The 25,840-nt window shown below is 63.8% G+C and carries 23 protein-coding genes; 10 read left to right on the top strand and 13 right to left on the bottom strand.

Annotated elements, in window-relative coordinates:
- Window positions 1-99: 99 nt before the first annotated feature.
- The 3 genes from yghU to lpxO all read right to left on the bottom strand — a co-directional run bounded on the left by yghU (window position 100) and on the right by lpxO (window position 2,517).
- Window positions 100-939: a glutathione-dependent disulfide-bond oxidoreductase gene (gene yghU, locus ACIPZH_RS10415; protein ID WP_400636110.1), complete on the bottom strand. Its 840-nt coding sequence runs from the start codon at window positions 937-939 to the stop codon at window positions 100-102.
- An 85-nt stretch (window positions 940-1,024) separates the two neighbouring features.
- Window positions 1,025-1,594, bottom strand: coding sequence for an N-acetyltransferase (locus ACIPZH_RS10410; RefSeq protein ID WP_349974860.1), 570 nt, complete (start codon window positions 1,592-1,594; stop codon window positions 1,025-1,027).
- Between the two features lie 23 nt (window positions 1,595-1,617).
- The gene (gene lpxO, locus ACIPZH_RS10405) at window positions 1,618-2,517 is read right to left on the bottom strand and encodes a lipid A hydroxylase LpxO (protein WP_267816723.1); all 900 of its coding nucleotides are present in this window, start codon (window positions 2,515-2,517) and stop codon (window positions 1,618-1,620) included.
- Window positions 2,518-2,686: 169 nt separating this feature from the next.
- Between lpxO and thpR the strand changes: the two genes are divergently transcribed.
- Entirely contained in the window at window positions 2,687-3,232 is a 546-nt protein-coding gene (gene thpR, locus ACIPZH_RS10400) for an RNA 2',3'-cyclic phosphodiesterase (protein ID WP_400636109.1), read from the top strand.
- A 70-nt stretch (window positions 3,233-3,302) separates the two neighbouring features.
- Here thpR and ACIPZH_RS10395 read toward each other — a convergent pair whose 3' ends face one another.
- Entirely contained in the window at window positions 3,303-4,208 is a 906-nt protein-coding gene (locus ACIPZH_RS10395) for an AraC family transcriptional regulator (protein WP_267816720.1), read from the bottom strand.
- Between the two features lie 181 nt (window positions 4,209-4,389).
- Here ACIPZH_RS10395 and calA point away from each other — a divergent pair, with 181 nt between their 5' ends.
- Both calA and ACIPZH_RS10385 read left to right on the top strand, forming a co-directional pair.
- A complete protein-coding gene (gene calA / locus ACIPZH_RS10390; protein WP_241805226.1) occupies window positions 4,390-5,442 on the top strand; it encodes a vanillin reductase in 1,053 nt (350 codons plus the stop codon).
- Window positions 5,443-5,654: 212 nt separating this feature from the next.
- Window positions 5,655-6,854: a sugar transporter gene (locus tag ACIPZH_RS10385; protein WP_400636108.1), complete on the top strand. Its 1,200-nt coding sequence runs from the start codon at window positions 5,655-5,657 to the stop codon at window positions 6,852-6,854.
- 62 nt (window positions 6,855-6,916) lie between these two features.
- On the opposite strand, the gene ACIPZH_RS10380 is transcribed toward ACIPZH_RS10385, so the two are convergent.
- From ACIPZH_RS10380 to ACIPZH_RS10370, 3 genes are all read right to left on the bottom strand, one after another.
- The gene (locus ACIPZH_RS10380) at window positions 6,917-7,501 is read right to left on the bottom strand and encodes a LysE family translocator (protein ID WP_400626685.1); all 585 of its coding nucleotides are present in this window, start codon (window positions 7,499-7,501) and stop codon (window positions 6,917-6,919) included.
- A 50-nt stretch (window positions 7,502-7,551) separates the two neighbouring features.
- Window positions 7,552-8,382 carry an AraC family transcriptional regulator gene (locus ACIPZH_RS10375; protein WP_267816713.1) on the bottom strand — a complete coding sequence of 277 codons (831 nt, stop codon included), beginning with the start codon at window positions 8,380-8,382 and terminating at the stop codon, window positions 7,552-7,554.
- A gap of 82 nt (window positions 8,383-8,464) precedes the next feature.
- Complete coding sequence (locus ACIPZH_RS10370; protein ID WP_241805222.1) at window positions 8,465-9,355, bottom strand: LysR family transcriptional regulator; 891 nt, start codon at window positions 9,353-9,355, stop codon at window positions 8,465-8,467.
- 103 nt (window positions 9,356-9,458) lie between these two features.
- On the opposite strand from ACIPZH_RS10370, the gene nfsB reads away from it, so the two are divergent.
- Window positions 9,459-10,112: an oxygen-insensitive NAD(P)H nitroreductase gene (gene nfsB, locus ACIPZH_RS10365; RefSeq protein WP_241805221.1), complete on the top strand. Its 654-nt coding sequence runs from the start codon at window positions 9,459-9,461 to the stop codon at window positions 10,110-10,112.
- Window positions 10,113-10,145: 33 nt separating this feature from the next.
- On the opposite strand, the gene ACIPZH_RS10360 is transcribed toward nfsB, so the two are convergent.
- Window positions 10,146-11,300: a cysteine desulfurase family protein gene (locus ACIPZH_RS10360; RefSeq protein ID WP_400636107.1), complete on the bottom strand. Its 1,155-nt coding sequence runs from the start codon at window positions 11,298-11,300 to the stop codon at window positions 10,146-10,148.
- Between the two features lie 166 nt (window positions 11,301-11,466).
- Window positions 11,467-12,393, bottom strand: a complete 927-nt coding sequence (locus ACIPZH_RS10355; RefSeq protein WP_400626677.1) for a LysR family transcriptional regulator — start codon at window positions 12,391-12,393, stop codon at window positions 11,467-11,469.
- A 139-nt stretch (window positions 12,394-12,532) separates the two neighbouring features.
- Here ACIPZH_RS10355 and ACIPZH_RS10350 point away from each other — a divergent pair, with 139 nt between their 5' ends.
- A complete protein-coding gene (locus ACIPZH_RS10350) occupies window positions 12,533-13,762 on the top strand; it encodes an acyl-CoA dehydrogenase (RefSeq protein WP_241805218.1) in 1,230 nt (409 codons plus the stop codon).
- Window positions 13,763-13,825: 63 nt separating this feature from the next.
- On the opposite strand, the gene ACIPZH_RS10345 is transcribed toward ACIPZH_RS10350, so the two are convergent.
- From ACIPZH_RS10345 to mrdA, 3 genes are all read right to left on the bottom strand, one after another.
- Window positions 13,826-14,890 (bottom strand): TerC family protein, encoded by a 1,065-nt coding sequence (locus tag ACIPZH_RS10345; protein ID WP_400636106.1) that lies wholly within the window; start codon window positions 14,888-14,890, stop codon window positions 13,826-13,828.
- A gap of 171 nt (window positions 14,891-15,061) precedes the next feature.
- Window positions 15,062-16,369 (bottom strand): substrate-binding domain-containing protein, encoded by a 1,308-nt coding sequence (locus ACIPZH_RS10340; protein ID WP_400636105.1) that lies wholly within the window; start codon window positions 16,367-16,369, stop codon window positions 15,062-15,064.
- 99 nt (window positions 16,370-16,468) lie between these two features.
- The gene (gene mrdA, locus ACIPZH_RS10335; protein ID WP_241805215.1) at window positions 16,469-18,361 is read right to left on the bottom strand and encodes a penicillin-binding protein 2; all 1,893 of its coding nucleotides are present in this window, start codon (window positions 18,359-18,361) and stop codon (window positions 16,469-16,471) included.
- A gap of 397 nt (window positions 18,362-18,758) precedes the next feature.
- On the opposite strand from mrdA, the gene nhaA reads away from it, so the two are divergent.
- The 4 genes from nhaA (at window position 18,759) to ACIPZH_RS10315 (ending at window position 22,148) form a co-directional block, all read left to right on the top strand.
- The gene (nhaA, locus tag ACIPZH_RS10330) at window positions 18,759-20,117 is read left to right on the top strand and encodes a Na+/H+ antiporter NhaA (RefSeq protein WP_400636104.1); all 1,359 of its coding nucleotides are present in this window, start codon (window positions 18,759-18,761) and stop codon (window positions 20,115-20,117) included.
- Window positions 20,118-20,262: 145 nt separating this feature from the next.
- Entirely contained in the window at window positions 20,263-20,778 is a 516-nt protein-coding gene (locus tag ACIPZH_RS10325; protein WP_372490496.1) for a DUF3455 domain-containing protein, read from the top strand.
- Window positions 20,779-20,883: 105 nt separating this feature from the next.
- Window positions 20,884-21,432, top strand: coding sequence for a sigma-70 family RNA polymerase sigma factor (locus tag ACIPZH_RS10320; protein ID WP_400636103.1), 549 nt, complete (start codon window positions 20,884-20,886; stop codon window positions 21,430-21,432).
- On the top strand, window positions 21,429-22,148 hold the full coding sequence (locus ACIPZH_RS10315; protein ID WP_400636102.1) for an anti-sigma factor domain-containing protein: 720 nt from the start codon (window positions 21,429-21,431) through the stop codon (window positions 22,146-22,148). Before ACIPZH_RS10320 ends, ACIPZH_RS10315 begins: the two co-directional genes overlap by 4 nt.
- A 66-nt stretch (window positions 22,149-22,214) precedes the next feature.
- Here ACIPZH_RS10315 and ACIPZH_RS10310 read toward each other — a convergent pair whose 3' ends face one another.
- On the bottom strand, window positions 22,215-23,573 hold the full coding sequence (locus ACIPZH_RS10310; RefSeq protein ID WP_400636101.1) for an 8-oxoguanine deaminase: 1,359 nt from the start codon (window positions 23,571-23,573) through the stop codon (window positions 22,215-22,217).
- 448 nt (window positions 23,574-24,021) lie between these two features.
- Here ACIPZH_RS10310 and ggt point away from each other — a divergent pair, with 448 nt between their 5' ends.
- On the top strand, window positions 24,022-25,812 hold the full coding sequence (gene ggt / locus ACIPZH_RS10305; protein WP_400636100.1) for a gamma-glutamyltransferase: 1,791 nt from the start codon (window positions 24,022-24,024) through the stop codon (window positions 25,810-25,812).
- The last annotated feature ends 28 nt before the right edge of the window (window positions 25,813-25,840 follow it).

The following is a 25,840-nucleotide window of genomic DNA, read 5'->3' as shown; positions in this document are numbered from 1 at the left end:
GGTTTGCGCGGGGGCAAATGGTTTTTTGCAGCGGGGCATTGTCGGGCACTGCGGCGGCCGGCGTGCCCGGCGAAGGGCCGCCAGGCGGCCCTCACGCGTTTAATCCAGGTCCGCTGCCGAATGGCGCTCGGGCACCTGGCTGGCTTCGTCCCCCCAAGTGCGGTTGACCCGGGTGCCTCGCTGCACGGCCGGGCGCTGCGCGATTTCCTCGGCCCAGCGTTGCACCTGCGGGTATTCATGCACGGCAAGGAACTCTGCTGCGTCATACAGGTTGCCGCGCACCAATTGGCCATACCACGGCCATACGGCGATATCGGCGATGCTGTACTCGTCGCCACCCAGGTAGCGGCTTTGCGCGAGGCGCCGTTCGAGCACATCCAGCTGGCGCTTGGCTTCCATGGTGAAGCGGTTGATGGCGTATTCGAACTTTTCCGGGGCATACACGTAGAAGTGACCAAAGCCCCCACCCAGATAAGGCGCAGAACCCATCTGCCAGAACAGCCAGTTCAGGGTTTCGGTACGCGCGGCCGCACCGCTGGGCAGGAAGGCCGCGAATTTCTCGGCCAGGTACAGCAGGATCGAGCCCGATTCGAATACCCGCACCGCTGGCTCGACGCTGCGGTCGAGCAGGGCGGGGATCTTCGAGTTGGGGTTGACCTCAACGAACCCGCTGGAGAACTGGTCACCTTCGCCAATGCGGATCAACCAGGCGTCATACTCGGCGCCGCTGTGGCCCAGAGCCAGCAGTTCCTCAAGAAGGATGGTGACCTTCACACCGTTTGGGGTGGCCAGCGAGTACAGCTGTAGCGGACGCTTGCCGACAGGTAACGCCTTGTCGTGGGTAGGGCCGGCGATGGGGCGGTTGATGCTGGCGAACTGGCCGCCGGAGGCAGCTTCGTTACGCCAGACCTTGGGTGGAAGGTAGGGGGGATTGTTCATGCGGGGCTCCTTGAGTGGCGCAAACGGTCACATACAGGCGTTGACCTGCATCTATGCCACGGGTTCGCAGAAAAGTGCAACGCACCTAGCGCCCACGCCGCCGCGACACGCGCGCCTCGATGTTCTTGCGGCCAATCAGCAGCGGCGGTTTTTCCACTACCGGCTCGTCGGCCAGCCATTTGTACATCACCAGGCAATCCACCAGGCCCAGGCGGGCATGGCGGTAAGCCTTGGGCAAGCGGCCGACGGTCTCGAAGCCCAGTTTGTGCCACAGCGCCACGGCCACTTCATTGCTGGCCACCACCGAGTTGAACTGCAGCGCCAGGAAGCCTTCCTGGCGCGCCAGTTTCTGTGAATGCTCGCACATCAGCCTGGCCACGCCACGGCCACGGGCGGCTTCGTCAACCATGTAGCCGCAGTTGCCGACATGGGCGCCGGGGCCCGCGGCATTGGCCTTGAGGTAGTACGACCCCAGCAACACACCGTCCTGCTCGGCCACCAGCGTGCGCAAGGGCAGCTCCAACCATAGCTGGCGCGCCTGTTCGAAGCTCAGGGCGGGGTCGTAGGCGTAGGTTTCGCGGGCCTGGACAACGGCCTGGAAGGTGGGCCAGAAACGCTCGAAATCCTCGGGCGTCATGGGGCGGATGTGGATCATGGCGGCAAAGGCTCCCGGCCCATTCAGATATAGATGAACACCAGAACCAAGGCCGCCACCACCAGCCACTTCTCCAGGTAGTAGCGCATGCGGTTGCGTTTTTTCAGTGCCTTGCCCCGTTCGCGGATCTTGTAGATCCGGGTGAACAGGCGGTTGATGCCGCCAGTCTTGTCATTGGCATTGTTCGGCGCTGCCGCGGCAGCCATGACATTGCGGCTGAACCAGCGGTTGAACGCAGTCGCCCAGCGGTATTTCAGCGGGCGCTCGATGTCGCAGAACAGAATGATCCGGTTGTGCTCGGTGGTGTTGGCGGCGTAGTGGATGTAGGTCTCGTCGAACACCACGGCTTCGCCGTCACGCCATGAGTACTTCTCGCCATCCACATCGATGTAGCAGCCATCGTCGTTCGGCGTGTCCAGGCCCAGGTGGTAGCGGTACGAGCCGGCATACGGGTCGCGGTGGCGCACCAGCTTGGCGCCCGGCGGCAAGGTCGCGAACATGGCTGCCTTGACCGAGCCGATGCCTTGCAGCAACTCGGTGGTGCGTGGGCACAGGTTCATCGCAGACGGGTGGCTTTCGCCGTACCATTTCAGGTAGAAGCGCTTCCAGCCGGTCTTGAAGAAGGAATTGAAGCCAACGTCGTCGTAATTGTCGGACTTCTTGATCTCGCCAACATGCAGCAACTGCTGGGCCTCCTGGCGGATTTCCTGCCAGTGATCCTTGAGTGGCTGCAGCTCGGGGAAGGCCTCGACCGGCAGGTAGGGTTTGGCCGGGTGCCTGGAGAACAGGTAAAGGAAGCTGTTGACCGGGGCCAGGAAACTGGAGTGGTCACCCAACTGGCGGGTGAGCTTGTGGCGTACCCGACCGCGCAGATGAACATAGGCGATCGAGAGGGCGAAGATGAGTACGAGTGCAATTTTCATGGACGATTACTTGTCGAAAAATGGCCATGCGCCATGGCATAAGCCCGCCAGCATAAACAATCATGGGGGGAGTTTGTACAGATAGTTTGCACCGTGGTTGGCGAGATTTGCGGCCGACCAAGGTGCAATGGCCGCAGTATGCGCAAACGTTTAACGTAAAGGAGCCCGCATGGTTCAGGACCCGCGCCTCACAGGCGCCCCCTTCAAACGGCTGTTTTTCGCCCTGCCGGTCACCGACACCCAGCAGCGTGCGATCGCCCAGTGGCGGCGTGGCCTCCAGCTGCGTAGTGGCAAACCGGTGCCGAGTGCCAACTTCCACCTGACCTTGATGTTTCTAGGCGATGTGGATGCCGTGCAGGTGCCGGCGATTTGCGCTGCGGTGGACAACCTGGCGCGTCCCGATGCCCCCCTGCGCCTGCTGCTCGATCAGCTCAAGGTCTGGCCCCGGGCAAACGTGCTCGTGCTCGAGCCGCAGCAGCCCCCGGCGGCGCTGCGCCAATTCGTCTATGGGCTGCAGCAGGCACTGCTGCCCATGGGCTTTGCCGAGCAGGCCCGTGAGTACCGGCCACACCTGACCCTGTCACGGGACTTTCGCGGCCAGGTGCCCGAGGCCAGCGTGGCCCCCGACTTTTTCATTACAGCCCGGCACTTCACGCTCTACGAATCGCGCAAAGGCCAGTACCTGCCGCTGGCGCAGTGGCCGTTGACGCCCTGAGGCGGGTACTGGTCGATCTGCCGCCATGCTTGCGCGGCAATCACGACGGGGTGCTCGTGGCTGCCCGCCGTCATACAGGCAAACTCTGATAGGCCTGCTCATCCCCCGGGCTACGGGCAAACTGGCGTTTGTACTCGCGGCTGAACTGCGAAGTGCTCTGGTAGCCCACGCGATGCGCCGCTTGCGCCACACCCAGCCCTTCGCCGATCAGCATCTGTTGCGCCTTGAGCAGCCGCAGGCGCTTGAGGTATTGCATCGGCGCCATGTCGGTGCAGCGCTTGAAGTGCTCGTGGAAGGTCGACACGCTCATGTTCGCCCGTGCAGCCAACGCTTCCACGCTCAGCGGCTCGGTGTAGTGTTCACGCAGGTGAGCAAGGGCGGCGCCGATGCGCGCGAAATGCCCCTGCTGTTCGACCAACGCCCGCAACACCCCGGCCTGGGGCCCGCGCAGTGCGGTGTACAGAACCTCGCGCACCCGCGCCGGGCCGAGCACCTTGGCATCTGTCGGATCCTGCAGGCAGCGTAACAGCCGCTCGACGCACTCGCGCATGGGCGCATCCAGCGCTGCCGAAGTCATCGATTGCGGCGTCTGCGCCTGCACTGCAGGGTCAGGCGCCAGCGCCATGCTTTGTACCAGTTCACCCAGCACGCCGCGGTCGATGTCCACCGCAACGCCCAGTAACGGCGCTTCGGCGGTGGCGAAGGTTTCGCACATGAACGGCACCGACAGCGCCTGCACGAGGTAATGCCCGGCGCCATACTCCAGCGTGCGCGGGCCAAGGCGCGCCAGCTTGCTGCCCTGGGCCAGGATCATCAGGCTGGGTTCATAGATCTGCGGGCTGCTGGCCACGTAATGGTCCCAGCTCAACACCTGGACTTGTGGCAGATGAGTGGGCACGAAGCCCGGGCGTGTGGCCAGGCTGCGGATCAGGGCGCACAGCGGGGCGTTGGCGTCGACGTGGCGGGTCAGTTGCATGATGGACCATGGGCAGAGAATCAGACACTTGCATCATCTCAGATCCGAGGCTCGGCGCCAGGTGGCTCAGGCCAGGTTCGGAGAATCAGGCATTCACCTCGGAGGATTTGCTGTGGGCGGGAAGGGCGAGGACGGGGAAAATATACCGCCTGAATCGTTTCACTGTCACCTGAGGTCTTGTATGTACACTGCTATCGGTTACGCCGCGCAAACCCCGACCAGCCCCCTGGCGCCCATGACCTTCGAGCGTCGCAGCCCGCGCCCGGACGATGTCGCCATCGAGATCCTCTACTGTGGCGTCTGCCACTCCGACATCCATCAGGCCCGCAATGAGTGGGGCATCGCCGTGTACCCGCTGATGCCCGGCCACGAGATCATCGGCCGCGTCACGGCGGTGGGCGAGAAGGTATCGGCGCACAAGGTCGGTGACCTGGTCGGCGTCGGCTGCATGGTCGACTCCTGCCGCCACTGTGAGGCTTGCGCCAAGGACCTGGAGCAATACTGCCTGGAAGGCCCGACCATGACCTACGCCACCCCGGACCGGGTCGATGGCAGCAATACCATGGGGGGTTACTCCAGCAGCATCGTGGTCAGCGAGCACTTCGTGGTGCGCATCCCGGCTGGCATGGACCTGCCCAGCGCGGCGCCGATTCTGTGCGCCGGTATCACCACCTACTCGCCGCTCAAGCACCATGGCGTCGGCCCTGGCCACAAGGTCGGCATTCTTGGCATGGGTGGCCTGGGGCACATGGGCATCAAGCTGGCCAAGGCGTTGGGCGCTGAAGTAACCCTGTTCACCCGCTCGCAGGCCAAGGCTGATGAAGCCCGTCGCCAAGGCGCCGACCATGTGATCGTCTCCACCGATGCCGAGCAGATGCGCGCCGCTGCCGGGCGCTTCGACTTCCTGCTCGATACCATCCCGGTGCAGCACGACTTGAACCCGTACCTGGAGACGCTGAAGTTCGATGGCGTGCATATCCTGGTGGGCCTGATCGAGCCGATCGACCCGGCGCTGCACGCGGCCAACCTGGTGATGAAGCGCCGGGTGCTGGCGGGCTCGCTGATTGGCGGTATCGCCGAGACCCAGGAAGTACTGGATTTCTGTGCCGAGCACGATATCCGCTGCGATATCGAGATGCTGGATATCCGTAATATCAACCAGGCTTATGAGCGCATGATCGCCGGTGATGTGAAGTACCGTTTCGTGATCGACATGGCGACGCTGCAGGGCTGATCCTTCCCAGCCACGCGTTGCCCCCAGACCCTCCGGGCGATCGGGTCTGGGGGCGGCGCCCATTCCCCTGTGCGCGCCTGGTTGTGAGGTGCGCTGTTGACGCGTACCATGCCGGCATTCCCTCCAATAACAAACCCGTGCCTCAGCGCGGCCGATACTTGGCCCCTGACGCGCGTCTTTTCGCCTTGCCTGCGGAGAATAGAATTCGCCCCATGAACGGACCCATCCCCACCAACCTGCCGCCAACCGCCGGCGGCGGCAGCTGGCTGAGTGTGATCGCCCTGGCCCTTGCGGCTTTCATCTTCAACACCACTGAGTTCGTCCCGGTGGCGCTGCTCAGCGACATCGGCCGCAGTTTCGACATGAGCACCGCTCAGGTCGGCCTGATGCTGACTATCTATGCCTGGGTGGTGGCCTTAGCCTCGCTGCCCATGATGCTGCTCACGCGCAATATCGAGCGTCGGCGCCTGCTGTTGTGCGTGTTCGTGGTGTTCGTGGTCTGCCACCTGCTGTCGTGGCTGTCGCAAAGTTTTGCGGTACTGCTGCTGAGCCGCATCGGCATCGCCCTGGCCCATGCCGTGTTCTGGTCCATCACCGCCTCGCTGGCCGTGCGTGTGGCGCCGCCAGGCCAGCAGGCCAAGGCGTTGGGCTTGCTGGCTACCGGTACGACCCTGGCAATGGTCCTGGGCATCCCGCTGGGGCGCGTGGTCGGCGAAGCGCTGGGCTGGCGGGTCACCTTCCTCAGCATTGCCGGGGTGGCGCTGGCCACCATGCTTTGCCTGGTGAAATCGCTGCCGCTTTTGCCCAGCCAGAACTCCGGCTCGCTGCGCAGCTTGCCGATCCTGTTCAAGCGCCCGGCGCTGGTGATCACGTATGTGCTGGTGACCCTGGTGATCACCGCGCAATTCACGGCGTACAGCTACATCGAGCCGTTCGCCCTGCAGGTGGCGCAGATCAGTGGTGAGCGCATCACCTTGTTGCTGCTGCTGTTCGGCGGGGCGGGGGTGTTTGGCTCGGTGCTGTTCAGCCGCTACAGCGAGCGCTTTCCGCATGGCCTGCTGGTAGGCTCGATCGGCTTGCTGGCGGCGTGCCTGCTGCTGCTGTTGCCTTTGGCGGGCAACTTCTATCTGTTTGCCGGGCTGAGCATGTTCTGGGGCGTCGCGATCCTCAGCTTCAGCCTGTCGCTGCAGTCCAAGACGCTGAAGCTGGCGTCCGATGCCACGGACGTGGCGATGGCGTTGTTTTCGGGCATCTATAACATCGGCATTGGCGGCGGGGCGCTGCTGGGCAGTATTGTCAGCAGCCAGATGGGTGTGGCCTCCATCGGGTGGGCCGGCGGCACTGTGGCGGTGGTCGGGTTGCTGCTGGCCTTGGCCAGCACCCGACGCTTTCGCGAGGCCCTGCGTCATTGATTGATGGTGCCGGCCCTGTCGTCGGCTTGCTGCCGACAGGGCCGGTACAGCCTACCTTCGGCTCAGCCAAGCAGCGCGGCCCAGGCCGACACCAGCAACATGCCCGCCAACCCTCGGTTGAACCACAGTAACCGCTCCGGCGTCTGCAACCAGCGTGCACTTCCGACCCCCAACAGTGCCCAGGCCGTCATGCACGGCAGGGCAATCACGAGAAACACCAGTGCCAATTGCCACACCGGCAGTGACGGCGCGGCGAACACCCCGATCACCGCCACTGCCATCAGCCACACTTTCGGGTTGACCACTTGCAGCGACGCGGCACTGAGGGCGCCGAAAGGCTTGGCTGCACTGACATCCAAGGGCTGCCCCGCGCTGCGTAAAATGCGCCACGCCAGCCAGCTCAACCACAGTACGCCGGCCCAGCTCATCACCTGCTGGGCCAGCGGGTGACGCATCAGCCACTCACCAAGGCCCAGGCCGACCAGCAATACGACCGCTGCCGCCGCACTGCAACCCGCCAGGATCGGCGCCACACTCGCGCGCAGGCCCTGCCGTGCGCCATGGCCTAGGATCAGCAGGTTGGTCGGCCCTGGGCTGATGCTGGCGACCAGGGCGAAGAGCATGAACGGCAACAACGAATGCGACATGGTGAACGGCTCCTATTGAACAGGGCACCATGCTGGCCGATTGCTGCGTGTCAGTCTGGAAGGTTTGAGCAGCGGCGCCGGTAGTCCGCGGGGGTGAGCCGGTAGGCACGGCGGAACCAGCGCCCCAGGTGGCTCTGGTCAGCGAAGCCCAGGGCCATGGCCACTTCGGTCGGGGTCCGGCCTTGGGCAAGCAGACGTCGGGCGCGCGCCAGGCGCAGCTGGATCAGATAGGCGTGCGGCGCCAGGCCAAATGCAGCCTTGAAGGCACGGGTCAGGCGGAAGCGGTCCACGCCGCAGGCCAGTGCCAGGTCGTCGAGGCCGATGTCCTGATCGAGGTGTGCATGCAGGTAGTCGCGTGCCCGCTGGGCGGTCAGCGGCAGGCGCGGATCGGGGTTCAGGCGTTTGCGCCAGTGCAGGTGGCCGGTAAGGCAACTGAGCAGGTCATCGGTGGCGGTTTGCCGCACGATGCGCAGCTCCCCGCCATGCACCGCCTGAAAGGCGAGGGTGGTGGCGCGGGCAAGCTGGCGATCATCGCACAGCGTATCGGCGAAGCTTGGCAGGCTGTCACTGGGCGCTTGCTCGAACAGCACGCGCAGCTCCGCCTCCAGCCAGGTCGGCTCCAGGTACAGGGTCGAATAGGTAAAACCTTCTGCCGTTGGCGCATCGCCGTCGTGAATGTCGCCTGGCTCGAGCAGGAACACCTGCCCGGGTGTGCTGTGATGGCGTGTACGCCGGCAGTGGAACTGCTGCACACCCTGCTCGGTGACGCCGACCAGAAAGCTCTCATGCCAGTGCGGGTCGTAGGCGTGGCCAACGAAATGCGCACGCACCGACTCGATGCCGGTGTCGGCGTCTTGCTTGAGGTCGATCCAGTCTGGCATGGCGGCAAGGCTGCAGAAGGTAGGGCAGTTCACCTTAATGCAGAATCCGCCCTGCGTTTAGAATAATTGTGCACAGCAGGCTTCAGCGCGGCTGCTGCGCGGCGAAACGCTCGCGCAGCCATAGATGCAACTGCGATACCGCAGGCGACAGCTGCTTGCGGTGTGGGCACACCAAGGTTACCGGGCTCAGTTCGCCCGGGTGCTCCGGCAGCAGCACTTGCAGCTCGCCAGTTGCCACATTGGCGCTGACATCCAGCCACGATTTGTAGGCGATACCCTCGCCAAGGATGGCCCAGCGCCGCACCACATCGGCATCGTCGCTGAACAGTGGGCCACTCACCTGAACGGTACGGTTGCCCAGCCGCCACTTGTCGTAGATACGCCCCTGTTGCAGGTAAAGCAGGCACGCATGCTGCTGCAAGTCATCCAGCGTCTGCGGCCGCCCGTGACGCGCCAGGTAGGCCGGCGAGGCCACCAGCACACGACGATTCCACGGTGCCAGGGGCAGGGCGATGTAGTTGGCTTCTTCGTTCAGGCCATAGCGTATGGCCACGTCCACCGGGTCGCGGAACAGGTCGGCGACTTGGTCGGACAGGTGCAGGCGCAGGGTCAGTTCAGGGTGCTCGCGGCGGAAATCACTCAACCATGGCAGCAGGATATTGCGCCCAAGGTCCGAGGGCGCCGACACCTGCAGCACCCCACGCAGGGTGCTGTTGGCGCCGTGCAGGTTCTCCCGGCCTTGGCGCAGGCTTTGCAGCACGCTGAGCGCGGTAGGCAGGTACAGCTCGCCCTCGGCTGTCAGGCGCAGGCTGCGGGTGGTCCGTGCGAACAGGCGCACGTCGAGGTCACGCTCCAAGCGTTTGATGGCAGCGGCGACCTGCCCGGGCAGCAGGTCGGCCTCGTGGGCGGCGGCGGTGAAACTGCCCAGTGCGCTGCTGCGCACGAACAGTTCGAGGTCGGTGATGCGGAGCATTTTCACTCCATGGGTGAAAGTGTTGCTGCATTTTGCTGCTTTTTTTGATTGGCAGGAAAGATAATATGCGCCGCACGTCCCGTTCCGCTTAAGGAGTTGCAACATGGATACCGTTTCTCTGGCCAAGGGCCGCTACACCACCAAGGCCTACGATGCCGCGCGCAAGATCCCTCAGGCCACCATCGACGCCTTGCTCGAGCAGCTGCGCCACAGCCCATCCTCGGTCAACTCGCAGCCATGGCACTTCATCGTGGCCGACAGCGCAGAGGGCAAGACACGCCTGGCCAAGAGCACCCTGGACGGTTTTGCCTACAACACGCCGAAGATCCTCGATGCGTCCCATGTGATCGTGTTCTGTACCCGCACCGACATGACCGAAGCACACCTGGACGCCGTGCTCGACCAGGAAGCGGCCGACGGACGTTTTCGCGATGATCAGGCCCGTGCCGGCCAGAACCAGAGCCGTCGCCATTATGTGAGCCTGCACCGCTACGACCAGAAAGACCTGCAGCACTGGATGGAGAAGCAGACTTACCTGGCCCTGGGCACTGCATTGCTCGGCGCTGCCGCCCATGGGCTGGACGCAACGCCGATCGAAGGTTTCGACAGCAAGATCATGGATGCCGAACTGGGCCTGCGTGAGCAGGGGTACACCAGTGTGGTGGTGCTGAGCCTGGGTTACCGTAGCGAGTCGGACTTCAATGCCGGGCTGAACAAATCGCGCCTGCCGGCTTCGAAGGTCTTCACCTTCCTTTGAGGGAGGCCGTTGCAGCAAGCGGTAACGCCAGGTTCACCACAAGGCCAGCGAAGCGCCCGCAACTGAGCGTTCGAACACCTCGATCGCTTTGTCCACCTCTGCTTCGCTGGTAAACCGCCCGATGCTCAAGCGCACGCTTTTGCGCGCCTGCGCCTCATCCAGCCCCAGCGCCAGCAGTACATGCGACGGCGCGTGACTCGCCGAGTTGCACGCCGAGGTGCTCGATAGCGCCAGTTCACTGGCCAGCGTCAGGCTGTTGAAGCCCGGGGCCTCGATACAGAGGTTCAAGGTATGCGCTACGCGCTGGCGGGCGCAGCCGTTGAGGCGGACCCCAGGCACGGCCAGCAGCCCTTCGCGCAGCCGCCGGGCGAGCTGCTCGATGCGCTGGTGCTCGCTGTCGCCAGGCTGGCCGGCCAGGGCGAAGGCGCTGCCCATGCCAACGATCTGATGGGTAGGTAGGGTGCCTGAGCGCAGGCCAAGCTCATGGCCACCCCCGTGGATCTGGGCGCGCATCCAGGCGCGTGCGCGAGGGCCGACATACAGCGCGCCAATGCCTTTTGGCCCATAGACCTTATGGGCAGAAAACGACATCAGGTCTACCGCCATCGCCCGCAACTCGATGGCCAGCTTGCCCACCGCCTGGGCCGCATCCACGTGCAGCAGGGCGCCATGGGCACGCACGCGCTCGCCAATGGCAGCGAAATCGGTGACGGTGCCCAGTTCGTTGTTGACTGCCATCAGCGAGACCAGGCGGGTATCCTCGCGCAGGGCCGCCTGTACGTCGTAGGGCTGAATCAGGCCGGCAGCGTCCGGGGCCAGGCGGGTGACTGCCCAGCCCTGGCGCTCCAGTTCGCTGACGGTATCGAGTACGGCCTTGTGCTCTAGTGCACTGGTGATCAGGTGGCCTGGCTGGCCGATGCCTTGCGCGATGCCTTTGAGCGCAAGGTTGTTGGACTCGGTGGCGCCCGATGTCCACACCAGGTCTTCAGCGCTCGCCCCGACACGCTCGGCCACTTGCTGGCGAGCCTGCTCCACGGCCTCGCGAGCCCGCTGGCCGTAGGCGTGACCCGAGGAGGCGGGGTTGCCGAAGTTCACCTGGCGGCCGAGGCAGGTGAGCATGGTTTCAATGACGCGGTCGTCTACCGGTGTGGTGGCGGCGTAGTCGAAATAGAGTGGGGCGCTGGGCATGGCATTGGGTCCGTAGCTGTCGCCGCGGGTTCGGCGATCCTGACAGCAAGCGTACCCCGGGCGCTGCGAAAATTTTTGCCCTTGTTTTCATGGTTTACCCGTTTCTGTAGAAAACTATTCTCCAAAAGTGACCGATCGTAGGTTGTTTCATAAGCTAGGCCGACGCTCAAGCGCTTTCCAAACTCCGCTCTTCTTCAGCCACTACCCGTTGGCACAACTCGATGATCTGCTCGCGCATCCAACGGTTGGCCGGATCCTGGTCGGTGCTTTCGTGCCAGTACAGGTGCGTCTCGAGCGCAGGCACTTCCACCGGCAAAGGCTGGTAGCGCAATTGGTGGCGGCGGGCGAACCGTTCTGGCACGGTCATCGCCATGTCTGTCTGTTGCAGCACCTGGGAAGCCATCAGGTAATGCTGCGAGCGCAGGGCGACTTTGCGTTGCACACCCATCTTGCCTAGCGCCAGGTCGACATAGCCCAGGCCGTTTCGGCGGCTGGAGATATGGATATGGGTCATGCCCAGGTAGCTCTCGACGGTGAGCTTGGCGTCGGCCAGCGGGTGACCCTGGCGTACGGCGCAGACGTAGCGGTCCTGCATCAGCTTGACATGGCGCACCTGCGGATCGGTGTTCAACGGCGCGTCGACGGCAAAGTCCAGGCGCCCTGCAGCCAGCTCCTTGGTAGTTTCACGGCGCTTGCACAGGAAGCTCTCGATCAGCACCGCAGGCGCCAGGCGCCGTAGGCGCTGGAACAGCGGGGGCAGGATCACCGCTTCGGTCAGGTCGGTCATGCTGATGCGGAAGGTCTTGTTGGCCTGCTGCGGGTTGAAGATGCGGCTTTCCTGCACCGAGGTGCGCAGCAGCGCCAAGGCGTTGCGCACCGGGCCGATGATGTTCTGCGCCATGGGGGTCGGCACCATGCCCTGGGCGGTGCGCACGAACAACGGGTCGTTGAAGGTTTCGCGAAGGCGCGAGAGCGCGTTGGACACCGCTGGCTGGGTAATGCCGACGATCTGCCCGGCGCGGGTCAGGTTGGCTTCGGTATAGATGGCATCGAAGACGATGAACAGGTTCAGGTCGACCTTGCTGAGGTTCATGGGCGCCGCTCTTTGTTGGAATTATCGGCCGATCATATATCGGTTATGAATGTTTATACACGCAGAAAATAGACTAGGTGGATTGAGCTGCGCTGCTCTAGGCTCTGCCCATGTACTTCGAACCGTGAAGGTAGCCCCGATGGATTTCGCCTATTCACCCAAGGTCCAGGCTCTGCGCGAGCGCGTCACCGCGTTCATGGATGCCCATGTCTATCCCGCCGAGCCAGTGTTCGAGCGCCAGGTCGCAGAAGGTGACCGCTGGCAACCTACCGCAATCATGGAGGAGCTCAAGGCCAAGGCCCGCGCCGAGGGCTTGTGGAACCTGTTCTTGCCGGAGTCGCAGTACGGTGCCGGCCTGAGCAACCTGGAGTACGCGCCCCTGGCCGAGATCATGGGCCGCTCGCTGCTGGGGCCGGAGCCCTTCAACTGTTCGGCGCCGGACACGGGCAACATGGAAGTGCTGGTGCGCTATGGCAGCGAGGCGCAGAAGCAGCAGTGGCTGGAGCCGCTGCTGCGGGGCGAGATTCGCTCGGCATTTGCCATGACCGAACCTGACGTAGCCTCCTCGGACGCCACCAACATGGCCGCCACTGCCGTGCGTGACGGTGATCAGTGGGTGATCAATGGCCGCAAGTGGTGGACCTCCGGGGCCTGCGACCCGCGTTGCAAGGTGATGATCTTCATGGGCCTGTCCAACCCTGACGGGCCGCGCCACCAGCAGCACTCGATGGTGCTGGTGCCGACTGACGCACCGGGGGTGAAGATCGTTCGGCCGTTGCCTGTGTTCGGTTACGACGACGCCCCCCATGGCCACGCCGAGGTGCTGTTCGAGAACGTGCGTGTGCCCTACGAAAATGTGATCCTTGGTGAGGGGCGCGGCTTTGAGATCGCTCAGGGGCGCCTGGGCCCAGGCCGTATTCACCACTGCATGCGCTCGGTCGGCATGGCCGAACGGGCGCTGGAGTTGATGTGCCGGCGCTCGGTCGAGCGCACGGCGTTCGGCCGGCCGCTGGCACGGCTGGGCGGCAATGTCGACAAGATCGCTGATTCACGCATGGAAATCGACATGGCGCGGCTGCTGACCCTGAAGGCGGCGTACATGATGGACACGGTCGGCAACAAGGTGGCGCGCAGTGAGATCGCCCAGATCAAGGTGGTGGCGCCGAATGTCGCCTTGAAGGTGATCGACCGTGCCATTCAGCTCCATGGTGGTGCTGGGGTGAGTGGGGATTTCCCGCTGGCATACATGTACGCGATGCAGCGTACCTTGCGCCTGGCTGACGGGCCGGATGAGGTGCACCGGGCGGCGATCGGCAAGTATGAGATCGGCAAATATGTGCCGGTTGAAATGTTGCGTAGCGGGCGGTGAGCGCGGCCTCGATAAACGCTTGTTCGGTGTTCTGAAAGCAATGTACGCAGCAGATGCAGGGGGTCAGACCCGCAATTGCGGGTCTTCTTCCTTTTTGGCGCTTTCGGGCTGCGTGGGTGGGAGCTGCTCCCCTTGCACGTCGCCCACGACCGCTTTCTCGCCGCGGGTCTTGATCAGCGACACCACGACCCCACCGAGCAACAAGCCGAAAGTCACGCCCAGCGACAGCAGTGCCGGCACCTTGCCGACCATACCGTGGTAGAAGATCTTGCAGCCAATGAAGATCAGCACCAGCGCCAGCGCGTACTTGAGGTACACGAAGCGGTGCATCAATGCCGACAGGCCAAAGTACAGCGAGCGCAGACCCAGAATGGCAAAGATGTTCGAGGTGTAGACGATGAACGGGTCCTGCGTGATGGCGAAGATTGCCGGCACGCTGTCGACCGCAAACACCAAATCGGCCAGCTCGATCAGCACCAGCGCGAGGAACAGCGGTGTGGCATAGCGCAATGCCTTGCTCTCGCCTGGCGGGGTGAGGCGCACGAAGAAGTGTGAACCATGAATCTGGTCGGTCACGCGCATGTGCCGCTTGACGAATTTGAGTACCGGGTTGTTGGCCAGGTCGGGGTGGCTGTCTTCTTTCGAGAACGCCATTTTTATCCCGGTAAACAGCAGGAATGCCCCGAAGATGTACAGTACCCATTCAAAGTTCTGCACCAGTGTCGCGCCCACGCCGATCATGATCGCGCGCAGGAACACCACACCCAGAATGCCCCAGAACAGTACCCGATGCTGGTAACGGCGGGGGATGGCGAAGAAACCGAAGATCATCGCCATGACGAACACGTTGTCCATCGACAAGGACTGTTCGACCAAAAAGCCGGTGTAGAACTCAAGCGCCGACTGCGCGCCCAGTTCGTACCAGACCCACGCGCCGAACAACACGCCCACGCTGAAATAGCCCGAGTACAGCAGCAGGCTTTCGCGCATTTCGATTTCGCGTTCTTTGCGGTGCAGCACACCCAGGTCGAGTACCAGCAGGCCGATGACGATGGCCAGGAACACCAGCCACAACCAGGTGCTGGTGCCGAGAAATGGGGTTGTGAGAAAGGTCTGTAGAGCTGTCATGAGCCCCTCCTTGATTGTCGACGTTGCATGGCAACAGTGATCCGACATGGCGGCGCGCAGCCGTCAGAGGGGCCCGGTATCACATGGATTTGAGCCTAGCCCCATTTCCCTGTGATGCCGAGTGGCGTGCTGTTACAAATTTTTGCCTGAGCCCGTGCGCGGCGGCCTGCCTCAGTACACCCAAACCTCCACCCGGCGGTTACGCAAGCGCCCCTGTTCCAGCTCGTTACCCGCGACCGGCAGCTCGTCGCCCATGCCGGTGACCTCCAGCACTTCCACGCCATCGCGCGCCAGTTCACGGCGTACCGCCTGTGCTCGCAGGCGCGAGAGCAGGGCGGCGCGGCCTGGTGTTTCCTTGGGATCGCCAAAGCCGACCAGCACCGCCTTGCTTTGCAGCTTGCCGGCCTGGCGCAGGTAGTCGGCGACCCGCTGTACATCGCGCAGGGCTTTGTTGTCGAGGCTGGCGCTGCCTTCCTGGAAGCGGAAGTTGACGCTCAGGCGTTGCGCTTGCTGGGCCAGGTTGCGGTAGCGCGGTGGCATGTCGGCTTGCGCCGGCACTGCAAGGGGCCGGATCTGCTGTGAAACGAACCCCTGCTCAGCGACGATCGACTGGCCAGCAGGGCTTTGCGCGAACTCCGCCAGGGCCTTGGCCTGAGGTTTGGCGTTGGCGGGCAGATACAGATACAGCCGGCGCGAGAGGGGGTAGTCCTCGCTGGCCACTTGCGGGCGCTCAGGTAGCATGGCCGGCGCATTGCCTTCAGCAATCGCCAGCACCTTGGCCCCGTGCACGGCTGCCAGGCTGCTGAAACCGATGGCCTGGCGATCGGCAACCACGTTGTCGGCCAGCCTGTCACCGGACTCGAAGCGCTGTGCTCCGGGGGCCAGTTCACCTTGATGCGGCTCCAGCACCAGCGCCTTGAAGGTCTCGAAAGTACCGGAGCGATCGTCGCGGGCATACAGGTGGATCGGCCCCCCCGCGATACCGAGTTGCTCCCAAGTGCCTATAGCGCCGGAAAACACCTGAGCCAACTGCGCAGTGGTGAGCTGCGGCAGGGGGTTATCGGGGTGGACGATCACTGCCACGCCATCCAGCCCGATCACCTGCTCGGCGCCGGCTGCACGCAAGTCGCCCAGCGCCTTGAGCTGGCGCACCTCGGTATCGTTGATGGGGCGAGACGCTGCGGCCAGATCGGCCTCGCCACGGCCAAGCGCGATAAAGCCGGTGCTCGAGCCGTGCGCCGCGATGTCGATGCGCAGCGGCTGGCCGTGGGCGTCTACGGCGGTTATCACGGTCTCGTTGGCCACCGCGCCTGGGCGTTGCTCGATCGCCGTTGCCTGTTGCGCCCACAGGTGCCCTTGCACCAGCGCGGGCAACAGCGCCGCGCCGATGGTGTTGGACCCTTGCACCCGCAGGTGTACGGGTTCGGCCACGGCCGTCAGCGGGAGCAGGTGAAGCAGCAAGAGCAACGGACGGAGCATGCCGGGCGACCTTTGGCATAGAATTGCCCGGCAGATTACGACGGTAGCGTGACCGAAATGTGACTATGGGCGTGCCGGCGATCAGTTTGCCGGGCAGCCTCAGGCGTGTGGAACCTGCTTGGGTACTGCATCACCGGCATACTGCGGTTTCAGGTGCCCCTGGTCATCCAGCAGGTATGCATCCATCACCTCGCGCACCACCGGGCCGGCCACCCGGCCACCGGCCTCACCGTTCTCGATCAGCACCGCCACGACCACGCGCGGGTGGTCAGCGGGTGCAAAGCCGACGAACAGGGCATTGTCACGGTGGCGCTCCAGTGTCTTGTTGCGGTTGTAGCGCTCACCTTGCTTGATCGCCACCACCTGCGCCGTGCCGCTCTTGCCAGCGATGCGGTACTGCGCGCCAGCGGCGGCGGCGCGGGCAATGCCGCGCGGGTCATGCATGACCATCTGCATGCCCTGGCTGACCTGGTCCCAGGCGTGCCGGTCGTGCAGCACGATGTCCGGCATCGGGTTCGGGTCGACCGGTGTTTCGTCACCCACGGTCAGAGCCAGGTGTGGGCGGTGCCAAACGCCCTTGCTGGCCAGAAGGCTGGTGGCCTGAGCCAACTGTAGCGGGGTGACCTGCATGTAGCCCTGGCCGATGCCCAGGATCAGCGTTTCGCCGGGGTACCAGGCCTGGCGGCGGGTGGCGCGTTTCCATTGAGCAGACGGCATCAACCCCGAAGCCTCTTCGTTCATGTCCAGCGAGACCTTCTGGCCAAGGCCGAATTCGGCCATGTAGTCGTGCAGGCGGTCGATACCGAGCTTGTGCGCCAGGTCGTAGAAGTACGTGTCGTTGGAGCGCATGATGGCGGTGTACATGTCCACCCAGCCATCGCCGCTGCGGTTCCAGTTCCTGTACTTGTGCGCGTAGTTGGGCAGCTCGTAGTAACCCGGGTCGAACACCCGGCTGCCGGGGGTGATCACGCCACTGTCGAGGCCGGCGATGGCCACTTCCGGCTTGACCGTCGAGCCCGGTGCATACAGCCCGCGCAGCACGCGGTTGAACAGCGGCCGGTCGATGGAGTCACGCAGGGCGGCGTATTGCTTGAAACTGATGCCCTTGACGAACAGGTTGGGGTCGAAGCCTGGGTTGCTGACCATTGCCAGCACGTCACCGTTGGCCGGGTCAAGCACCACCACCGCGCCGCGGCGGTCACCCAGGGCTTTTTCGCTGGCCAGTTGCAGGTGCGCGTCGAGGCTGAGGTGGATGTCTTTGCCGGGGATCGGGTCCTGATGGTTGAGCACGCGCATCACCCGGCCCTGGGCGTTGGTCTCGACCTCTTCATAGCCGACGTGGCCGTGCAGCTGGCTTTCATAGAAGTGTTCGATACCGGTCTTGCCGATCGACTGGGTGCCGCGGTACTCGGTGCTGTCGAGGGTCTTGGCTTCCTTTTCGTTGATCCGCCCGACATAGCCGACCGAGTGGGCAAAGTGCTCGGCCAGCGGGTATTCACGGATGAACTGCGGTTCGACATCCAGGCCGGGCAGGCGGAACTGGTTGACTGCCACCAGGGCGATCTGCTGCTCGGTCAGGCCAACCATCAGGGTGACCGGTTCAAACGGCTTGCGCCCACGGCGCAGGTCCTTGTCGAACTGCTTGCGCTCATCCTCGCTCAAACCCAGCACCTGGATCAGGGTATCGAGCACCTTGGCCGGGTTGCCGGCGCGCTCACGGGTCATGGTCAGGTCGAAACTGGGCTTGTTGTCGGCCAGTACCACGCCGTTGCGGTCATAGATCAGCCCGCGCTCGGGGGCGATGGGCAGTACGTGTACGCGGTTGTTTTCCGATACCGCGCTTTGCTGGTCGTGTTGCAGTACTTGCAGCACGTAGAGACGGCCGATCAGCACGGCGACCAGGCTGAAGACCAGGGCAGCGCAAGCCAGGAGCCGGCGGTTGACCAGGTGCTTTTCCTTTTCGTGGTCTTTGAGAGGGATCGGTTGGGGCATGGGCGGTGATGTGTCGGCTGAACGCGAACCTGTGGGAGCCGGCCTGCCGGCGACTACGCCAGGCCAGCCAACATGGATGTAGACGAGTGCCAGGCACTCGAATCGCCGGCAGGCCGGCTCCCACAAGCATGCGGGGCGGCGATGCTACGCGTGCCGGGGGCTCTGCTCAAGACAGCTGCCATGCGCAAAACCGAGCATCCGGCGTTTCACCCCGCAACCCGGGCGCTCACAGGCACTATGAAGATTTGTTCATGCAGCTGCGTTGGTCTGAGACCAACAATGGATGACGTGGGGCAGGCCATGTGGTTAGAATGCCCGCGGGTGCTAGCTGCATGAAGCAGTGACGCAGGTTAAATAACTACGCAGGTCGGGCCGCCGTGCGGGAGTTCTTGTGCCCATGCAAAAACATGCAATGCCCCGTGCCCAGCAACTTGCCCAGCGTGCATTCGCCAACTTCGAGCGCTTTCTGCACATTGAGGCCGTGAGCGGTGTCGTACTGTTGATCGCCGCCGTTGCAGCACTCATCTGGGCGAATTCGCCCGCTGCCGAAAGCTACGACGCCCTCTGGCACACGCCGATAAGCTTCGGCCTCGGCTCCCTGGTCTATTCCCAGTCTCTACACTTCTGGATCAACGACGGCCTGATGACCATCTTCTTCCTGGTCGTGGGTATGGAGATCCGTCGCGAAATCCATGAAGGCGCGCTGTCCAGCCTGCGCCAGGCCACGTTGCCGATGGCGGCAGCAGTCGGCGGTGTGGTGGTACCCGCGCTCATTTACCTGGCGTTCAATCATTCGCCACCCGGGCTAGAGGGCTGGGCCGTGCCCACCGCCACCGACATTGCCTTTGCGGTGGGTGTACTGGCGCTGCTGGGCAAGTCGATTCCTTCCAATGTGCGGGTATTCCTGCTCGCCCTGGCGATCATCGACGACATCATCGCCGTGCTGATCATTGCCTTCTTCTATTCCGGTGGCCTGGATTACAGTGGCTTCGGCGTCGCTGGCATCGGCCTGTTGCTGGTGCTCGGCCTGCAGAAGATCGGGGTCGGTTCGGCCTATGCCTACGTCATTCCCGGGTTCATCACCTGGGTGGGCATGTTGATGACTGGTGCCCACCCCACCTTGGCGGGCGTGGTACTCGGCCTGATGACACCGGTCAGGGCGATGCCCTTGGGCGAGCGCCCGATGGAAGCCGTCAGGCGCTTTACCGACGACCTGCTAGGTCGCGCCAAGGCACCGCAGATCGATGACAGCGAACTGATGAACCCGTTGAAAAACCTGCGTGTGGCGCAGCGGGAGCTGGTTGCTCCTGTGCTGCGCGTGCAAGGCCATCTGCACCCTTGGGTGGCTTTCGCGATCATGCCGCTGTTCGCCCTGGCCAACGCCGGTGTCGGGTTGTCTGGTGTCGACCTGTCTGCCGATGGTCCTCACTGGGTGATGACAGGCGTCGCTGTGGCGCTGGTGCTGGGCAAGCCGTTGGGTATCGTGACGATCAGCTGGCTGATGGTACGTTTGGGCTGGTGTGCGCTGCCGGCGGGCGTTACCTGGCACGGCATCACGCTGATCGGGCTGTTGGCGGGCATCGGCTTTACCATGTCGATCTTCATTGCCAACCTGGCGTTCTCTGACCCTGGCGTTCTGGGCGCGGCGAAGCTTGGCGTGCTGTCCGGCTCGGTCATCGCGGCTGTGATCGGCCTGGCATGGGGTGTATGGAGCCTGCGCAAGGCAGCCAAGACCGCACCCGCCCAAGTTGGCTGATCGGCGAGCCGGGTAACGGGCGAGTGGCTGCACATTTTTTTCTGCAGGTGCATCCAATCTGCAACCTGGCGGGTATTACCGGTAGCGCGACTTCGCGCTGTCGATTACTCGCCAGGAGATTTGCACCATGAACAGCCCAGTTACCATGTTGATGCTCACAGGCGGCTTAGTCTTGATCGTGGCCAGCCAAGCCGCACACGCTCAATCCGCGTTGCCTGCCGCGGTCAAGGTTCCGGACGGCCACAGCGTCATGCTCGAAACCGTCGGTGTGGGCCAGGTCACCTACGAATGCCGCGACAAAGCCAATGCACCCGGCCAGACCGAGTGGACATTCGTCGGCCCCAAAGCGGTACTCAAGGACAGGTCTGGCAAGGCAGTGGGCGACTACTTCGGCCCCCCAGCCACCTGGCAGGCCAAGGACGGTTCGAAGGTCACCGGCACCCAGTTGGCCGTGGCGCCAGCGGGCAAGGGCGACCTGCCTTACCAACTGGTTCAGGCCAGCCCGGCCGAAGGTAAAGGCGCCATGACGGGTGTGAGCTATATCCAGCGCGTGGCTACCCGTGGCGGGGTCGCCCCGGCAACTGCCTGCTCGATGCAGAACAAAGGTGAGCGCAAAATCGTCGACTATCAGGCCGACTATATCTTCTGGGCGGCAAAATGATGGCAGTGCGTATAGGCAGGTGAGCCACTGGCGTCTACGCTGATCGACAGCCCCCCGGCCCAATGGCCGGGGGAACCGTCCAGGGACTACAGGGCTGACCTTGCATTGAACTCACCTTTGCCCCCTTTCGATTTTCAGCGTTGCCTTGAAGCTTGCGCAGAGGGAGACCGCCGAGCGCTGCATGCACTCTACGAGGAGGAGGGCGCACGCCTGTTAGGTGTGGTGCGCCGTATCGCCCGTGACCACGCTACAGCAGAAGACATCCTGCACGATGCCTTCATTCGGATATGGTCCCGCGCAGCCAGCTTCGATGCTTCACGTGGTTCTGCGCGGGGCTGGATCTATAGCGTGACCCGGCACCTGGCGCTCAATTACATACGCGACACCCGGCGCGAAGTCATGCTGGATGAAGAAGCGTTGGACAGCGCACAAGCCCCGTTGCCCTATGCCAATGATATCGATCTCATGGCGGACTCGGCCAAGGTTCACCGTTGCCTGGAGCAACTGGAGCCTTCACGCAAGCTGTGCATCCTGCACGCGTATGTCGACGGTTGCAGCCATGCCGAAATCGCCGGGTTGCTGAACACGCCGCTGGGCACCGTCAAAGCCTGGATCAAACGCAGCCTGAAGGCGTTGCGGGAGTGCATGGGATGAAGAAGCCACAAGGCGAGACCGCCGACGCACTCGATGAATTGGCCGGGGAGTATGTGCTGGGTACCTTGTCGGCTGAACAGCATGAGGCTGTGCGTCAACGCCTTACCGAGGATCAGCCGTTGCGTGCTGCCGTGGATGCCTGGGAGCAGCGGCTATTGGCGTTGAATGCGCTCGCTGAGCCGTTGGCGCCCAGCCCACGGTTGTGGGCGCGGATCAGCCGCAGCGTCGATGCACAGCTACAGCCGCAGCGCGTCGGGCCGCCAGCGCAGGCCGAGCGTTGGTGGCATCGCTTGGTGCTGTGGCAGGGCCTGGCCGGTGCAGGCCTGGTTGCCAGCCTGTTGTTGGCCTTCACGCTGCTCACCGCCAAGGCGCCAGAGCCTTCCTACCTGGTGGTGCTGGTTGCGCCGGCAGACAGTGCCCCGGGCTGGGTGGTGCAGGCAAGCGATACACGCAGCATTCAGCTGATACCCTTGGGGCAGTTCGCGGTACCGAGCGACAAGGTGCTGCAGTTCTGGACCAAGGGCGAACAGTGGCAGGCGCCGCTGTCGCTGGGCTTGGTCAAACCTGGCGAGCAATACCGCGTGCCCGCCGATGGCCTGCCCCCGCTGGAGCCCAACCAGCTGTTTGAGTTGACCCTGGAAAGAGCCGGTGGCTCGCCGACCGGACGCCCAACCGGGCCGGTGCAGTTCATCGGTCGGGCGGTTAAGGTGCTGTGACAGCGCCTGGCGCAGGGCCCGACAAAGCGGCGCCTGCGCGCCGCTCCACGGGCTTGCATGCCGCTATCAGTCGCCGGTAACCAGCTGGCGGGCCAACTGGTTGTGGCGCTCCAGTACCAGCGGCAGGTCTACGGTGGTGATGCGCCCATCCTTGACCACTACACGGCCGTTGATCACGCTGGTGTGGACCTGGGTCGGGGTGCAGAACACCAAGGCCGCAAGCGGGTCGTGGTGGGCGCCTGCGTAGGCGACATGGCCGAGGTCGAAGGCGACGACGTCGGCGACCATGCCCGGTGCCAATGCCCCAATGTCATTACGGTTGAGTACCTTGGCACCGCCCAGGGTGGCAATTTCCAGCGCTTCGCGGGCGGTCATCGCATCAGGGCCGAAGCCGACACGTTGTAGCAGCAGAGCCTGGCGCACTTCACCGATCATGCTCGCGCCATCGTTGGAGGCCGAGCCGTCGACCCCCAGGCCTACCGGCACCCCGTGGTCGCGCATCTTGCGGATCGGCGCGATACCGGAGGCCAGGCGCATGTTCGAGCACGGGCAGTGAGCAACGCCGGTGCCGGTACGGGCGAACAGCTCGATGCCGTGCTGGTCGAGCTGCACGCAGTGCGCGTGCCACACATCATGGCCGACCCAGCCCAGGTCCTCGGCGTATTCAGCCGGTGTCATACCGAACTTCTCGCGGCTGTAAGCGATATCGTTGACGTTTTCAGCCAGATGAGTGTGCAGTGAAACCCCGTAGTTGCGTGCCAGTACCGCGGCTTCGCGCATCAGGTCGCGGCTGACCGAGAACGGCGAGCAGGGCGCCACGACCACGCGCAGCATCGAGCCATGGCTGGCGTCATGGTAGTCCTCGATCAGGCGCTGCGACTCCTTGAGGATATCGCTTTCCTTTTCCACCACCGAATCTGGCGGCAGGCCGCCTTGGCTGCGACCCACGCTCATGCTGCCGCGCGCGGCATGGAAACGCATGCCGATTTCCCCGGCGGCGTGGATACTGTCGTCGAGCTTGCAACCATTGGGGTAGATGTACAGGTGGTCGCTGGAGGTGGTGCAGCCGGAGAGGATCAGTTCGGCCATCGCGGTCTGGGTCGAGACCGCGATCATCTCGGGCGTCAACCGTGCCCAGATCGGGTAAAGGTTGGTCAGCCAGTTGAACAGTTCACCGTCCTGGGCCGCTGGCACCACGCGGGTCAGGCTTTGATACATGTGATGGTGGGTGTTGACCAGCCCCGGGATGACCACCTTGCCGGTCATGTCCAGAATCTCGTCGGCATGCTGGGGCAGTTCGTCGCTGGGGCCGACCTGCTTGATCAGGTTGTCTTCTATGAACAGGCCGCCGCGTCTGATTTCGCGGCGCTCGCCGTCCATCGTCACCAGCAGTTCGGCGTTCTTGATCAGCAAAGTCTTTGGCATAGGTATTCCTTCCCGCTAATGGCGAGGTGCAATTTGTCAGTGCGGACACTTGGTTGTTATCGCGGCAACCAGGCCCGGCTTGGAAAACACGGTGTGGGCGGCAGGGCCGGTCAGCGCAGCCGGGCACGCACCGACGACGCCGGGTCACTAAGACTTGGCGTAAGGCGGTGGAGGGGTGCAAAGGGCAACGGGTGAACGGCGAATGCGTCGATTCGCAAGGGGCGCTCGAAGGGAATGAGCAGATAGGGGTAGTACATGGCTTTAGCCTGTCGCAATACGCAGCAGCGATTACCACTGTCGTAGGCGCGGGTTGATGTAACCAGAAATGTTCATTTTTGTATACGAGAAATTGTGCATTCAATGCCCAGGTGGTGCCACGGCGCTTTGCGCAGTACCTGCCCTGGTTTATGTTGGGCGGCCAAGGCACGCACTTCGACAGGACGCCACCATGCCATCGTCTTCCCAATTGATCAGCACCCTGTGCCTTGCCCTGGCCAGTCCCTGGGCTTGGGCCGACCAACCGCTGCCCGCGCCGCCTGAGCTTGAGTCCGGGTACCGCTCTGGCCTGCAAGCGGTTTACGCCAACCGGCACATGGTGGCGGCTGCCAACCCGCTGGCCAGTGAAGCCGGGCGGGCAATGCTGCGTGCCGGTGGCAGCGCTATCGATGCCGCGATTGCCATGCAGATGGTACTCACCCTGGTCGAGCCGCAATCGAGCGGCATTGGCGGTGGGGCGTTCATCCTGTACTGGGATGGCAAACGGGTGCAGGCATTCGACGGCCGCGAGACCGCGCCGGCAGCGGCGACGCAAACGCTGTTCCTGCAACCGGACGGCACCCCGATGCCGTTTCGGGCAGCGCAGATCGGCGGGCGCTCGGTAGGCGTACCCGGGGTGCTGCGTGCCTTGGAAATGGCGCACGAGCAACATGGCAAGCTGCCGTGGAGTCAACTGTTCGCGCCGGCCATCGCGCTGGCGCGCAGTGGCTTCCCCGTGTCCGAACGCCTGCACGCGTTGCTGGCGGGTGACCCTTTCATCGCCAAATCACCCGCCATGGCCCGCTATTTTCTGGATGAGCACGGCCAGCCGCTGGCGGTGGGCACGCAACTGCGCAACCCCGAGCTTGCCCATACCTTCGAACGCATCGCGCAGCAGGGCGTGGAGGCGTTCTATACCGGTGAAATTGCCGAAGCGATAGTCGCCCAGGTACAGGGGCATGCCAATGCCGGATTCCTGTCACTGGCGGATTTACGCGCTTATCAGGCCAAGGAGCGCACGCCGTTGTGCGGCCCTTACAAGGCCTGGCAGATCTGTGGCATGCCGCCGCCCTCGTCCGGTGCGGTGACCGTACTGCAGACCCTGGGTATCCTCGAGGCGCTGCAGCACGCCATGCCACAACGGGACCTTGCGAAGCTGCCGCCCAGCCCCAGTGCCTCGCCTGCAGGCCTTGAGCCTGCGCCGCTGGCCGTTCACCTGATTGCCGAGGCCGAACGGCTGGCTTACGCCGATCGTGCCCAGTACCTGGCCGACAGCGACTATGTGCCGATACCGCTCAAGGCACTGACCGCCCCAGCGTACCTGGCCCGGCGGGCCACGCTGATCGGTGACTTCAGCATGAAACAGGCCCGGCCGGGCAGGCCGCAGGGGGCGGACCTGGCCTTGGCCCCGGACCGCTCGCCGCTGCGCATTTCCACCTCGCACGTTTCGGCGGTGGATGACAGCGGTCAGGCGCTGGCCATGACCACCTCGGTAGAGGCGGCATTCGGTTCGCACCTTATGGTCAAGGGCTTCCTGCTGAACAATCAATTGACCGACTTTTCATTCATCCCTCAGGAGAAGGGCAAGCCCGTGGCCAACCGGGTGGAACCGGGCAAGCGGCCGTTGTCGGCGATGGCCCCGACCCTGGTTTTCGCGCGGGCGTCCGGGGAACTGGTGGCCAGCCTCGGATCACCCGGTGGCTCGCAGATCATCGGTTACGTGAACAAGGCGCTGGTAGGTTTGCTGGACTGGCGGCTCGACCCGCAACAGGCCAGCAACTTGCCAAATTTCGGCAGCCGCAACGTAGGTACTGAAGTGGAAGCCGGGCTGACCAGCCCGGCGCTGATCCGGCAATTGGCGGCCTGGGGCCATGAGGTGACGCCCATGACCATGACCAGCGGCATGCAGATCATCCAGCGCTCCGGCGCAGGCTGGGCGGGGGGCGCCGACCCGCGGCGCGAGGGCGTGGCGCTTGGCGATTAGTCGTGGTAGAAGACAACCTTGCCATTCA

Source organism: Pseudomonas sp. NPDC089758, assembly GCF_044748705.1.
Lineage (GTDB): Bacteria > Pseudomonadota > Gammaproteobacteria > Pseudomonadales > Pseudomonadaceae > Aquipseudomonas > Aquipseudomonas putida_X.
Note: the sequence above shows the minus strand (reverse complement) of the source record. Positions and strands in the feature narration are given on the sequence as shown.